The organism is Arthrobacter sp. CAN_C5, from assembly GCF_017875735.1.
In the GTDB taxonomy this organism is placed as follows: Bacteria; Actinomycetota; Actinomycetes; order Actinomycetales; family Micrococcaceae; genus Arthrobacter_D.
Map to the genome: position 1 here is coordinate 2,844,737 of NZ_JAGGMZ010000001.1, position 13,140 is coordinate 2,857,876.

14 protein-coding genes are annotated in these 13,140 nt (G+C 64.9%); 5 read left to right on the plus strand and 9 right to left on the minus strand.

Annotated elements, in window-relative coordinates; all coding sequences use genetic code 11:
• Positions 1-8: 8 nt before the first annotated feature.
• Both H4V95_RS13340 and pdhA read right to left on the minus strand, forming a co-directional pair.
• A complete protein-coding gene (locus tag H4V95_RS13340) occupies positions 9-1,016 on the minus strand; it encodes an alpha-ketoacid dehydrogenase subunit beta (protein WP_196866341.1) in 1,008 nt (335 codons plus the stop codon).
• A complete protein-coding gene (gene pdhA / locus H4V95_RS13345; protein WP_196866342.1) occupies positions 1,016-2,140 on the minus strand; it encodes a pyruvate dehydrogenase (acetyl-transferring) E1 component subunit alpha in 1,125 nt (374 codons plus the stop codon). The genes H4V95_RS13340 and pdhA overlap by 1 nt, the downstream gene beginning before the upstream one ends.
• A gap of 203 nt (positions 2,141-2,343) precedes the next feature.
• Between pdhA and H4V95_RS13350 the strand changes: the two genes are divergently transcribed.
• Entirely contained in the window at positions 2,344-2,820 is a 477-nt protein-coding gene (locus tag H4V95_RS13350) for an Lrp/AsnC family transcriptional regulator (protein ID WP_196866343.1), read from the plus strand.
• 128 nt (positions 2,821-2,948) lie between these two features.
• Here the strand turns inward: H4V95_RS13350 and H4V95_RS13355 are convergent, their stop codons facing one another.
• Both H4V95_RS13355 and H4V95_RS13360 read right to left on the minus strand, forming a co-directional pair.
• Positions 2,949-4,571, minus strand: coding sequence for a cation acetate symporter (locus H4V95_RS13355; RefSeq protein ID WP_196866344.1), 1,623 nt, complete (start codon positions 4,569-4,571; stop codon positions 2,949-2,951).
• A complete protein-coding gene (locus tag H4V95_RS13360) occupies positions 4,568-4,951 on the minus strand; it encodes a DUF485 domain-containing protein (RefSeq protein ID WP_196866345.1) in 384 nt (127 codons plus the stop codon). The genes H4V95_RS13355 and H4V95_RS13360 overlap by 4 nt, the downstream gene beginning before the upstream one ends.
• A 237-nt stretch (positions 4,952-5,188) precedes the next feature.
• Here H4V95_RS13360 and H4V95_RS13365 point away from each other — a divergent pair, with 237 nt between their 5' ends.
• The 4 genes from H4V95_RS13365 to H4V95_RS13380 are packed head-to-tail and all read left to right on the plus strand — an operon-like array spanning position 5,189 to position 9,046.
• Positions 5,189-6,379: a sensor histidine kinase gene (locus tag H4V95_RS13365; RefSeq protein WP_196866346.1), complete on the plus strand. Its 1,191-nt coding sequence runs from the start codon at positions 5,189-5,191 to the stop codon at positions 6,377-6,379.
• A 47-nt stretch (positions 6,380-6,426) separates the two neighbouring features.
• Positions 6,427-7,161 carry a LytTR family DNA-binding domain-containing protein gene (locus tag H4V95_RS13370; RefSeq protein ID WP_196866347.1) on the plus strand — a complete coding sequence of 245 codons (735 nt, stop codon included), beginning with the start codon at positions 6,427-6,429 and terminating at the stop codon, positions 7,159-7,161.
• Positions 7,162-7,171: 10 nt separating this feature from the next.
• Positions 7,172-7,555, plus strand: coding sequence for a hypothetical protein (locus tag H4V95_RS13375; protein WP_312884038.1), 384 nt, complete (start codon positions 7,172-7,174; stop codon positions 7,553-7,555).
• Positions 7,556-7,558: 3 nt separating this feature from the next.
• Positions 7,559-9,046, plus strand: coding sequence for a cation acetate symporter (locus tag H4V95_RS13380; protein WP_196866348.1), 1,488 nt, complete (start codon positions 7,559-7,561; stop codon positions 9,044-9,046).
• A 7-nt stretch (positions 9,047-9,053) separates the two neighbouring features.
• Here H4V95_RS13380 and H4V95_RS13385 read toward each other — a convergent pair whose 3' ends face one another.
• The 5 genes from H4V95_RS13385 to tsf all read right to left on the minus strand — a co-directional run bounded on the left by H4V95_RS13385 (position 9,054) and on the right by tsf (position 13,136).
• Positions 9,054-9,632, minus strand: a complete 579-nt coding sequence (locus H4V95_RS13385; RefSeq protein ID WP_196866349.1) for a DivIVA domain-containing protein — start codon at positions 9,630-9,632, stop codon at positions 9,054-9,056.
• 36 nt (positions 9,633-9,668) lie between these two features.
• Positions 9,669-10,727, minus strand: coding sequence for a phosphatidate cytidylyltransferase (locus tag H4V95_RS13390; protein WP_245345704.1), 1,059 nt, complete (start codon positions 10,725-10,727; stop codon positions 9,669-9,671).
• The gene (frr, locus tag H4V95_RS13395) at positions 10,727-11,284 is read right to left on the minus strand and encodes a ribosome recycling factor (RefSeq protein WP_196866350.1); all 558 of its coding nucleotides are present in this window, start codon (positions 11,282-11,284) and stop codon (positions 10,727-10,729) included. The genes H4V95_RS13390 and frr overlap by 1 nt, the downstream gene beginning before the upstream one ends.
• A gap of 112 nt (positions 11,285-11,396) precedes the next feature.
• Positions 11,397-12,134, minus strand: coding sequence for a UMP kinase (pyrH, locus tag H4V95_RS13400; RefSeq protein ID WP_196866351.1), 738 nt, complete (start codon positions 12,132-12,134; stop codon positions 11,397-11,399).
• A gap of 165 nt (positions 12,135-12,299) precedes the next feature.
• Positions 12,300-13,136 carry a translation elongation factor Ts gene (gene tsf / locus H4V95_RS13405; RefSeq protein ID WP_171586280.1) on the minus strand — a complete coding sequence of 279 codons (837 nt, stop codon included), beginning with the start codon at positions 13,134-13,136 and terminating at the stop codon, positions 12,300-12,302.
• Between the last annotated feature and the right edge of the window lie 4 nt (positions 13,137-13,140).

A 13,140-nucleotide genomic window follows, 5' to 3' on the forward strand; every position in this document is an offset into this window, starting at 1 on the left:
AGTTGCCACTACCTTTCGAGCCCGCTCAGCGAATTGGGTCGTCCCATGACGCGGTCCACGCCGTCGAGAATCCGATCCAGGTCGGGCAGGTGATGGAATTCCAGTTTGGAGTACGGGTACGGGATGTCGAAGCCGGTTACCCGGACCGGTGCGTGCTCCAGATAGTTGAAGCAGCGCTCGGTGATGCTGGCCGCGATTTCCGCGCCCAGCCCACCCGACTGTGCCGCCTCGTGGGTGATCACCAACCGGCCGGTCTTCCGCACCGACGCCTCGATCGTCGCGAAGTCGATCGGGGCCAGCGACCGCAGGTCGATGACCTCCACTGACAGCCCGTCGTCGGACGCGGCGATCGCTGCGTCCCGCGCGGTAGGAACCAGCGGGCCGTAGGTCACCAGGGTGACGTCGCTTCCCGGGGAAACCACATGGGCGTCTTCCATGGAGGTCGCTGCGAGGTCGACCGACTCATCCACCTCGCCCCTGGCGTGGTACCGCCGCTTCGGCTCGAAGTACAGGACGGGGTCATCGCTGGCGATGGCCTGCTGGATCATCGTGTACGCGTCCTGTGGATTGGAGACGCTGATGACCCTCAGGCCCGAGGTGTGGGTGAAATAGGCTTCGGGCGATTCCGAGTGATGCTCGGGCGACCCGATGCCGCCACCAAACGGCACCCGGATGGTGATGGGCATCTTCACGGCACCCTGGGTGCGGTAGTGAAGCTTGGCGACCTGACAGACTATCTGGTCGAAGGCCGGGTAGATGAACCCGTCGAACTGGATTTCGACCACGGGGCGGTAGCCGCGGTAGGCCATCCCGACGGCGGTCCCCATGATGGCCGATTCCGCCAGCGGAGTGTCCAGCACCCGGTGCTCGCCGAAGTCCTTCTGCAGCCCCTCGGTGATCCTGAAAACGCCACCCAGCTTGCCGATGTCCTCGCCCATGAGGATCACCTTCGGGTCGTGTTCCATTGCCCTGCGCAGGCCGGCGTTGATGGCCCGGCCGAATGTCATGGTGGACATTAGTGGCTTCCTTCCGTGGCTGCGGGGTCCGACTCAAAGGTGGCGAGATAACGGCCATAGTTCTCCTGCTGACGGTCCAGCCAGGAGTTGGGGGTGCTGTAGACGTGTTTGAAGACGTCCATCGGCTCGGGCTCGGGCATTTCGATGCAGCCAGAGCGGAGCTTCGCTGCGACCTCGGCCGCCTTCGTGTTCACCGCCGCCACGAATTCGTCGGTCATCAGGCCCATCGACTGGAGCAGTGTTGCCAACCGGGAAATTGGGTCCTTCGCCGCCCAGTCCTCCAGTTCGTTGGCGTCACGGTACTTGGTGGGATCATCGGCGGTGGTGTGGGGTCCCATCCGGTAGGTGACGGCTTCGATGAAGCTCGGTCCCCCGCCGGTCCTGGCCCGGTTCAGCGCCTGCCGGGTGACCGCCAGGCAGGCCAGCACGTCGTTGCCGTCGACGCGCACCGAGGGGATGCCGAACCCGGGGGCCCGGTTGGCGATCGGAACGTGAGCCTGCAGGCCCACGGGCTCGGAGATTGCCCAGTGGTTGTTCTGGCAGAAGAAGATGACCGGTGCCTGGTAGCTGGCAGCGAAGACCATTGCCTCGTTGACATCGCCCTGGCTGGTGGCGCCATCCCCGAAGTAGGTGACGGCCACCGAGTCGGCGCCGTCGTTCTGGATGCCCATCGCGTACCCGGTGGCGTGCAGGGTCTGAGCGCCGATGATGACCTGGGGGGTGGCCATGTTGATGGTGAAGGGATCCCAGCCCGAGGAGGCGTTGCCCCGCCACACCCGCAGGATGTCGGTGAAATCCACTCCCCGGCAGTAGGCGACGGCGTTCTCCCGGTAGCTGGAGAAGACAAAGTCGTCCTCGCGGAGCGCGCGGCCGGAGCCGATCTGGGCTGCCTCCTGCCCCAGCAGCGGCGGCCAGAGGGCCAGTTCGCCCTGCCGCTGCAGCGCGGTCGCCTCGGCATCAATCCGGCGGACCACCACCATGTCCTCGTACAACGCCTGCAGCGCTGGGCCATCGACGTCGGCGACCCACCGGTCGTAGTCACTGTTCTCCCGCCGGACACCCGAGGGCGAGAGGAGCTGGATCAGCGTGTCTTCCCCGGCGGAAGCGGTGTCATTCAGAGGCACAATTACACAACCTTCATCGATTGGGTCTTGACCGTGAACGGATCGCTTGGGATCCGTTCGACTGGCCCGACCTTGACCCCTGGGCGTCTTTACCCAAAGATACTGTGACCCTACTCACAGGGCCCATCGAGCACAACCGATCTTCGTTTGACTGAGCAGAATGCCCGATATTGACGACGGCGGCCGTGTTAGCATTGCGCATTATGCAACCCTTGGATTCCACCGACACCCGCCTCCTGATTGCGCTGGCGAAAGACCCGCGACGCACGGTGGTGGCGCTGGCCCAGAAGTTGGGGCTATCGCGCAATACGGTGCAGGCTCGGATGGCCCAACTGGAGAAGAAGTCGGTGTTCCTCTCCTTCGAGCGTCGGATCAATCCGGTTGCGCTCGGCTACCCGTTGATGGCGTTTATTCACGTGCATGTGCAGCAGCAGAAGCTGGCGACCATCACCGAGCAGCTCGCCGGCATCCCCGAAGTGCTGGAAGCCTACGGGCTGACCGGCCAAGCCGACATCCTGGTCAGGGTGGTCTGTGCCGACGCGGAGGACCTGTTCAGGATCAACGGAAAAATCCTCGGCTGTGACGGCGTGGAACGGTGCGACACCTCCCTGGCCATGGGCGAGCTGGTCCCCTTCCGGGTGGAGCCGCTGCTGGAACGGGGCCCCCGGGCCTCAAGCTAGGCCCCCACCCGGAGCAAGCTAGCCCGCCCATAGCAACAGGGTCAAGCTAAGCCCCCACGCAGAGCAACAGGCCGGTCCGAAAGGTATCGGACCGGCCTGTTGCCAGTGAGACGTCCGCGAAGACCGACCTAGTGTTCGGTGGCCTTTTCCGCGCCGACCCCGGTAAGGGACCTGACTTCCATTTCCGCCTGCTTCTGCGGATCCTCGGTGGTCTTGGCCAGGACGCTACCCAGCCAGCCGAGGAAGAACGCGAGCGGGATGGAAACGATGCCCGGGTTGTTCAGCGGGAACAGGACGAAGTCGGCGCCCTGGATCATCGAGGTTTCCCGGCCCGAGACAACCGGCGAGAAGGCGATGAGCAGCATTGCCGACCCAAGTCCGCCGTACATGCTCCAGATTGCACCCTGGGTGTTGAAGCGCTTCCAGAAGAGCGAGTAGAGGATGGTGGGCAGGTTGGCACTGGCTGCGACAGCGAAGGCCAGGGCGACCAGGAAGGCGATGTTCTGCCCCTGGGCGCCGATGCCGCCAAGGATGGACAGGATCCCGATGACGACGACGGTGCGTCGTGCCACCTTCACCTCACCGTCGGGGTCAAGGTTGCCCTTGCGGATCACGTTCGCGTAGATGTCGTGGGCGAAGGATGCCGCTGCGGTGATCGTCAGTCCGGCAACCACCGCGAGGATGGTGGCGAAGGCGACCGCCGAAATCACGCCGAGCAGGATTGGTCCGCCCAGTTCGAACGCGAGCAGCGGTGCCGCCGAGTTGACTCCACCGGGGGCGGCGGTGATGCGGTCGGCGCCGATGAGGGCACCTGCACCGTAACCGAGCACCAGGGTGAACAGGTAGAACCCGCCGATGAGCCAAATGGCCCACACCACTGAGCGGCGGGCTTCCTTGGCAGTCGGCACCGTGTAGAACCGCATCAGGACGTGAGGCAGTGCAGCCGTACCGAGGACCAGCGCCAGGGCGAGCGAGACGAAGTCCAGCTGCGACGTGGAGCTGACCCCGTACTGAAGGCCCGGGTTGATGATCTCGGGGTTGCCCGCGGTCTCCATCGCGGCACCGAGCAGGGTGGACAGGTTGAAGTTGTGGATTGCGAGGACCCAGATGGTCATCACGAACGCGCCGGTGATCAGCATGACGGCCTTGATGATCTGCACCCAGGTGGTGCCCTTCATGCCGCCGATCAGTACATAGACGATCATCAGCCCGCCGACGACGGTGATCACCAGGGACTGGCCGATCCGGTCGTCGATTCCCAGCAGAAGCGACACCAGTCCGCCCGCGCCGGCCATCTGCGCCAGCAGGTAGAAGAAGCAGACGGCAAGGGTGGTGATGGCGGCAGCAATGCGCACCGGACGCTGGCGCAGCCGGAACGACAGGACGTCGGCCATGGTGAACTTGCCCGTGTTGCGCAGCAGTTCGGCGACGAGCAGCAGCGCTACCAGCCAGGCGACGAGGAAGCCGATGGAGTAGAGGAAGCCGTCGTAGCCGTTGATGGCGATGGCACCGACGATGCCGAGGAACGACGCCGCCGACAGGTAGTCGCCCGCAATGGCGGTACCGTTCTGCGGTCCGCTGAAGGACCGGCCGGCCGCGTAGTAGTCGGCGGCGGTCTTGGTATTACGGCTTGCCCGGAGCACGATCACCAGGGTGACGGCGACGAACAGACCGAAAATGGTCATGTTCAGCCACGGCTCACCAACCTGGGTGCTCTCGACCGTCTGCATCGGCAGGGACAGCGGCATCATTTGTTCGCTCCTGGCTTTTCGACGAAGATCTCCGGTGCGGTGACCTCAAGCTCGTGGCGGATGTCCGCGGCGATCGGGTCCAGCTTCCGGTTGGCGTAGGTGACGTACCCCATGGTGATGGCGAAGGTGGTGACGAACTGCAGCAGCCCCATGATCAGGCCGATGTTGATGTTTCCCCAGACCGGGGTCGACATGAAGTCGGTGGCGTAGGACGCCAGCAGTACATACAGGAAATACCAGAGCAGAAAGAAGACCGCCATTGGGAAAACGAAGCTGCGGTGGCGCTTCCGTAGCTCCTTGAACTGGGGATTCTGCTGATATGCGGTGAAGTCGACGGGCGCTGCTGTATGAGCGTCCGGCGGCGATGGCTCGGTAGCCATGATTCCTCCTCGTTGAGAACGTCTTCCGCGCCAGGCCGACTCCGAAGGGTCCAGGAGTTGCATCGGTCGCGTAAAGGTGTGACTCCCATCACCATGGGCCCTCCGGGCGCAGTTCTCCAATACCGCAGGACCGCTCATCGCCCAGTGAACACTCACTTGCGGTGAGCGGCCACCTCCTGCGGCGAATGGAAGCCCCAGGAGCCGCTGGGGAGCGCCGCCGACGGCTACTGTAGAGCAATGTTCAGCACCGCCGTCGACACCGCCCTGGTGGGCGCCATTGTTGTCCTCACGATCGCGGTGGTCGCGGGCCTGGGATTCAAACTCTCCCGGTCCTACCGCGATCTAGGATCCGACGCCGACCGTGCCACCTACGCCACCCTCCATACTGCGGCGCTCGCCTCGGAGCATCTCCGTGCCGGCCTGACCGCCGCCGGGGCGTCAAAGGCCAGCAAGCATCTGCGGAGCCTCCTGCGGTGTGACACCCTCCTGATGACCGACGAGAATGCGGTACTCGCCTGGGACGGCGGCCGGGAGCAGCCCGCCCAGATCATGGAGCTGGTGCAGCAGGTGCTCGCCAGCGGCCGCACCCAGATTTTCAGGGAGGCCCAGCTTGGCGACCCCGGCGCGGTCCCCGGCGACGGACAGCTGGTGATCTCACCCATCCGGGTCGACAACCGGGTGGTGGGCACCGTGGGTGCGTTCGCGCCCTATGTGAATGCGGGGCTGGTGCGTGCCGCCAATGAAGTGGCCGGCTGGGTGTCCACCCAGGTGGAGCTCGCCGAGCTCGACTCCTCCAGGACACTACTGATGGAAGCTGAGGTACGCGCACTGCGCGCCCAGATCAGCCCCCACTTCATCTACAACTCCCTGAACGCCATCGCGTCCTTCATCAACACCGATCCGACCCGAGCCCGGGAGCTGGTGGTGGAGTTCGCCGATTTCACCAGGTACTCCTTCCGGCGGCACGGCGACTTCACCACGGTTGCCGAGGAACTGAAGTCGATCGACCGGTACCTGCTGTTGGAGCGGGCTCGGTTCGGGGACCGGCTGAAGGTCAGCCTGGAGATTGGCCCCGAGGTGTTGAGCACAGTGATTCCTTTCCTCAGCCTGCAACCCCTGGTGGAGAACGCGGTCCGCCATGGTCTGGAATCCACTGATGGGAGGGGCCACATCACCATCACTGCCCACGACGCCGGCGCGTTCGCCGAGGTCACCATCGAGGACGACGGCGTGGGGATCGACCCCGACTATCTGCGTTCGGTCCTGGCCGGGCGTACCGAAGGGGTGCACGTGGGTCTACGGAACGTGGATCAGCGGCTGCGCCAGGTCTACGGCGAGGACCACGGGCTCACTATCGACACAGCGGTCGGTGCGGGAACCATGATCACCCTGCGGATCCCGAAGTCGCAACCCGACCACCACACCTGAGCACGTCGGTCACCCGGTGGGCCGGTGGGACGCGTAATCTGGAGCGCATGGTCAATGTTGTCATCGCCGACGATGAGCTCCCCGCAGTCGAGGAACTGGCTTTTCTGCTCGCCAAGGATGCCCGGATCGGTACCATCCACCGCGCGTCGAGCGGCGCCGAGGCGCTGCGCGCTCTGGAGACCCACGACGTTGATGCCCTGTTCCTGGACATCCACATGCCTGCCCTCTCGGGCCTGGACATTGCCCGGGTGATCTCGCGGTTCAGCCGGCCGCCCGCCGTCGTCTTCGTAACCGCCGACGAGGACAGGGCACTGGAGGCGTTCGACCTCCGTGCGGTCGACTACCTGCTCAAGCCGGTCCGGATGGAACGCCTCGCCGAATCGGTGCGGCGGATTTGCGAACTTATCGAGGCGGGCAAGGATGGCACCGCCGCCGCACCCGACGTGATCACCGTTGACCAGGGCGGCATCAGCCGGATGATCAGACGAGACGAGGTCCGCTATGTCCAGGCACAGGGTGACTACGCCCGGCTGCACACCGCCGAGTCGAGCTACCTGATCCGGATTCCCCTGAACGACCTGGAACACCAGTGGGCCGAGGCGGGCTTCCTGCGCATCCACCGCTCCTATCTGGTGGCGATGAACCAGGTCCAGCAGGTCAAGATTGGTGCCGGCCGGGCGTCCCTGCTGGTGGGCGACGCCGAGCTTCCTGTCAGCCGCCGGCATCTGCCCGTGGTGCGGGACAAGCTTGAAGCGACCCGCCTCCGGCCCCGGCAGCAGTGAGGTGGACCCCGTGAACCCCGCTGAGGGTCCACCCCAGCGGGTCCGGGTGACGGCGCCGCGTAGCGCAGCCCGGCTGCACCCCGGCTCCTACCCGGTGACCCGGGAAATGGCCGAGCAATCGGAGGTGGGAGAACTGTTTGTCAGGTCGCTGATCCGCTCGCAGTTCCGGCTGGCCGTCGTGGTGGCGTCGGGTTTCCTGGTCATCCTGATCAGCATTCCGTTGCTGCTGGCCGTTTTCCCGCAGATCGGCGACCTGTCAGTCTTTACGGTACCGGTGCCCTGGCTGCTGCTGGGGGTGGGGGTATACCCGCTGGTCATCAGCTGCGCTGCCCTCTATGTGCGCAGTGCGTCCCGCAACGAGATGCGCTTCAGGGACCTGGTCGATGAGGAGTAGGTTGTGAACGCCGAACTCAATCCGGTGGTCGGCTATGTTGCGTTGACCCTGGTTTCGCTGAGCACCGTGCTGATCGGGATCTACGGGTTGCGGATCTCGCGGACCACCGGTGACTTCTATGTCGCCTCCCGCACGGTTCGCCCCTGGTGGAATGCGTCGGCGATCGGCGGCGAATATCTGTCGGCGGCGAGCTTCCTCGGCGTGGCCGGACTGATCCTGATCTCCGGCGTCGACGCCCTCTGGTTCCCGATCGGTTACACCGCCGGATACCTGATGCTGCTGCTCTTCGTTGCCGCTCCCCTGCGCCGGTCCGGTGCGTACACGATCCCCGACTTCGCCGAGGCCCGCCTGGAATCGTTGATGGTCAGGCGCGTGACCAGCCTCCTTGTCGTCGTCGTCGGCTGGCTGTACATCGTGCCGCAACTGCACGGCGCGGCCCTCACCGTCCAGATCACCACGGGCCTGCCGCCATGGGTGGGCGCCGTCGCGGTGGTCGTCGTGGTGTGCCTGAGCGTTGTCACCGGAGGGATGCGCTCCATCACCTTTGTCCAGGCCTTCCAGTACTGGCTCAAACTCACTGCACTAGCGGTGCCGATAGTGTTCATCCTGCTGCGGCTGACCGCCGACGGCAGCCCGATCACCGACTCCGGTGCGGTGTTCGCGGCCGAACTGAACCTCGGCGGCGACGCCTCGCTGTACCGCAACATCTCGTTGGTCATCGCACTGCTCTTCGGGACCCTCGGTCTGCCACACGTGCTGGTGCGTTTCTACACCAATCCGGACGGAGCATCTGCGCGCCGAACCACCCTGATCGTGCTGGGGCTTTTGTCGGTGTTCTACCTGTTCCCCACGATGTACGGGATCCTCGGGCGGATCTACACCCCGGATCTGGCGGCCGACGGCGCCGCCGACGCGACGGTACTGCTGTTGCCAAGCCGGATCTTCGAGGGAACCGCCGGTGACCTGCTGTCGGCCCTGGTCACCGCTGGTGCCTTCGCGGCGTTCCTGTCGACAACGAGTGGGTTGGTGGTCTCCCTCGCCGGGGTGGTCAGCCAGGAATTCTTTCAGGGCAGCGTCAAGGGGTTCCGGCTGGCGGCTGTCATTTCTGCGGCGATCCCGCTGCTCCTGGCTCTGGCGACCAATACACTGGCCCTGGCGGGAAGCGTCAGCATGGTGTTCGCCTTCACGGCATCGACCATCTGCCCGCTGCTGCTGCTCGGGATCTGGTGGCGCGGGCTCACCGATGTGGGGGCAGTCTCCGGCATGCTCGCCGGCGCGGTGCTGTGCGGTGGATCAATCCTTACCGCGGCCGCCCTGGGCGATGAGTCTGCCCGCTATGAGTGGCTGGAGCAGCCCGCGCTATGGACGGTGCCGGCGGCGTTTGCAGTGACCATCATCGTCTCCCGGCTCACTGCTGCCAGGACTCCGGGAAGCGTGTCACGGGTCCTCGCCCGGTTGCACACTCCCGAACCGGTGCAACCGCCCGGATGAGACCGATCTAGTCGATCGCGGCCATCAGGCCGACCACGCGGTCCATGAACGCGTCGACCTGGCTTTCCTCGTAGCCTTCGGCGCCCTTCGCCTCCCGGAAGACGGCGCGCCTGACGACGTCAACGCTCAGGGGGACATCGTTTTCGAAGTAGCCGCGCAGCCGGTCGCAAAGGGCGTCGACGTCGTCAACGTTGTAGCTGGCAGTCTTCTTCTTGGTGGGCCGCCTGAACCTGTCGCCAGCCGGGCGGTGCAACCTGCCCCGCAGGACGGCCGCGGACCGGCCGATCTGCATCAGCCAGGCGTCCTCGCCGTGGGATTCGATGACCCGGTCCCGCTCCCGCTGCGCGAAAACGTCCTCGAGCCTGTCCAGGGCTGCGTCAACGGCCTGGGGCTCGTAGCCACCCTTGGCCGGATCGAACGCCATGGAGCGGACGTCGGCGCTGGTGACAGGGCCGTGTGCCGGGTCCTCAGTGTTGTAGTACTCCCGTGTGCGGGTCAGGAAGCCGTCCACCTGCCGCAGGTTGTACCCGTACTGCCGGCGCCCCACCCGAGCGAAGGGAGAGCTGCCCTGGCGAGCTTCGTCCATGGTGTTCTGAATCCTTCATAAGTTCTCGACCCTGGGTTAGAGGAAACCCGGTACCAATGTAACCGACAGCACGAAGGCAACCGGGGAGGCAAACACGATTGAGTCGAGCCGATCCATCATTCCCCCGTGTCCGGGCAGGATGTTGCCCATGTCCTTGACTCCGAGCTCGCGCTTGATCATTGACTCGGCGAGATCACCGGCCGTCGCTGCGGACACCGTGGCCACGGCCAGGATCAGACCGAACCACCAGGGCCGGTCCAGCAGGAAGACGGCGGCGATCATACCCACCACGACGGCACCGCCCACGGATCCGGCGAAGCCTTCCCAGGATTTCTTGGGGCTGATCTTGGGCGCCATCGCGTGTTTGCCGAAGAAAGCACCGACCAGGTAGCCGAACGTGTCGTTGGCAACCACCAGCAGGAGCAGGGTCGCCACCAGCAGCTTGCCCGAGGGTTCCTGGAGCAGGAGCATCGCGAAACTGAGGAGCAGCGGCACCCAGAGCACCACGAAGACCCCGGCCATGATGGATCGGGCGGCGTCGGGGGTAGGGTCGAGACTCCGCCACAGCGCAAGGATGGTGGTGGAGAAGACGACGGCGTAGGCCAGGGCCTCCGGGCCGCCCAGGTACGCGGCGAAGGGCAGCGCGATGGTCGCGCCGATGGTGGGGGCCAGCGGCAACCGGATCTGGCGTACCTCAAGAGCCCGGGACACCTCCCAGACCCCGACCAGCGCGAACGCCGTGGTGATCGCGACGAAGGCTAGCGGCAGGTAGAGAATTCCTCCCAGCACTGAACCGAGCAGGGCAACACCAACTGCCGTAGCAGCTGGCAGGTTCCTCCCGGCCCGCGAGGGCGCCTTCGGCTGGCCCGTTTTTTTGCGGCCCGTCCGGCGTCGGATCTGACGGGTGCCGGGGGCTCGCCAGCCGCGCCCTCCAGTCGGTGGGCCGGCGTCGGGCTGGCCACCAACCGCGGGCTCCGTCGGGTCAGGTTCGGACGCATCCCCGTGATCAGGGGTCGCCTCGCCTGCTGTGGACCCTGCCTTCACCTGAGGAGCGGGCGGGCCGCCAGTGTTAGCGGAGTGGTGGGTGTCGCTCATTAGACCTCAAGCAGCTCGGTTTCCTTGCGCTTGAGCAGTTCGTCAATCATGTCGGTGTGGGACTTGGTGCGCTGATCCAGTTCCTTTTCGCCGCGTGCCCCCTCGTCCTCGCCGGCGTCGCCGTCCTTCACTGACTTGTCGATCCCGTCCTTGGCCTTGCGGCGGATGTTACGGATCGCAATCTTGGCGTCTTCGGCCTTGGTCTTGACCAGCTTGACGTACTCTTTGCGGCGCTCTTCGGTCAGCTCGGGGAGAACCACCCGGATGATGTTGCCGTCGTTGGAGGGGTTGGCGCCGACGTCGGAGTCGCGCAGCGCCCGCTCGATGTCGTTCAATGCCGCCCGGTCGAAGGGGGTAATCAGGAGGGTCCGTGCCTCGGGGTTCTGGAATGAGGCCAGCTGCTGGAGCGGTGTCGGGGCCCCGTAGTAGTTCACCATGACTTTGGAGAACAACGAGGCGTTGGCGCGTCCGGTGCGGATCGTCGCGAAGTCCTCTTTCGCCGCTTCCACAGCCTTGTCCATTTTCAGGGTGGCCTCTTGCAATGTCTCGTCGATCACTGTAGCTCCTAAGCTGTTCGCCGACTGGGCTACAGCCGCGCGTTGTCCGGTTCAGTTTTCAATCCTAGTTCACATGGACCGCCCGGGAAGGGCAGGCAGGGCGGCCGGGCGCCTATGTGGTGACGACGGTGCCGATTTTTTCACCGAGGATCGCCCGGGTCACATTCCCCTCGCCCTCCATGCCGAAGACGACCATCGACAGGTCGTTGTCCTTGCACATGGTCATAGCCGTCTGATCCATGACCCGGATGTCCTGGCGGAGTGCCTCATCGTAGGAGAGGGTCTCGAGCTTCTTGGCGGTCGGGTCCTTGTGCGGGTCCGCGGTGTAGACGCCGTCGACCCCGCTCTTGGCCATGAGCACCAGGTCAGCGTGCACCTCCAGGGCACGCTGGGCGGCAACCGTGTCGGTGGAGAAGTACGGCAGGCCGGCACCGGCACCGAAGATCACGACGCGGCCCTTCTCCAGATGGCGAATGGCCCGGCGCGGAATATAAGCCTCAGCGACCTGCCCCATGGTGATGGCGCTTTGTACCCGGGTTTCCACCCCCGCCTGCTCCAGGAAGTCCTGGAGGGCGAGGCAGTTCATCACGGTGCCCAGCATGCCCATATAGTCGGCGCGTGAGCGGTCCATCCCGCTTTGCGACAGTTCAGCGCCCCGGAAGAAGTTGCCTCCACCGACCACGATGGCCACTTCGACCTGCCCGACCGTTGCGGCGATCTGCTTGGCCACTGAACGTACGGTTTCCGGATCGACTCCCAGCTTTCCGCCGCCGAACACCTCACCGGAAAGCTTCAGCAGCACCCGACGGCGGTTTGGCTGGTCATGAGTGCCCATATCAAGGTTGTCCATTGTGCCTCCCAGGGCAATTGTGGGGTTGTTGCTAAAAGAATACGTTGCGGGGGCGCAGGCAATGCTCCCCCGCGGGAAACGCTGGCGAGAAGCCAGGGCAGGAAAAAGGGGTGGTCACCGTGGTGACCACCCCTTCATTCAACTACCTGCCTGGCCTATCCGGACCTAGGCTCCGACCCGGAACCGGGCGAATGCACTTGGCTTGGCGTTGGCTTCGGTCAGCACCTGCGCGACCGACTTCTTGGCGTCCTTGGCGAAAGCCTGGTCCACGAGCACACCCTCCTTGAAGAAGCCCGTCAGGCGGCCTTCGACAATCTTGGTCAGTGCAGCTTCGGGCTTACCCTCGGCGCGTGCGGTCTCGTCGGCAATGCGCCGTTCGGTTTCAACGAGTTCTGCTGGTACGTCGTCGCGGACGAGGTACGTCGGTGAGTATGCAGCAATGTGAACCGCGATGTCGTGAGCGGCTTCCTTGGCTGCGTCGCCTTCGCCCTCGACGGCGAACAGGACGCCGACCTGCGCGGGAAGATCCTTGGAGGTCTTGTGCAGGTAAGCGTCAACAATGTTGCCCTCGATGCGCGACAGGCGGCGGATGGCTACCTTCTCGCCCAGCAGCGCGCCAGCTTCAATGACGTGCTCGGAGACGGGCTTGCCGTCAACCGTGTACGCAAGGAGGGTGTCGACGTCGGAAGCGCCGGATTCGATCGCTGCGGCGAGGACCTTGTTCGAGAACTCGACGAAGGGGCCAGCCTTGGCCACGAAGTCGGTTTCGCAGTTGACCTCAACCATGACGCCCACGTTGCCGTCGACCTTGGCTGCCACGAGGCCCTCTGCGGTTGAACGGCCTTCGCGCTTGGTTGCGCCCTTCAGGCCCTTGATGCGGATGAGCTCCATAGCCTTGCCGGCATCGCCGTCAGCCTCGTCGAGGGCTTTCTTTACGTCCATCATGCCAGCGCCGGTGCGCTCGCGGAGGGCCTTGATATCGGCGGCGGTGTAGTTCGCCATATGA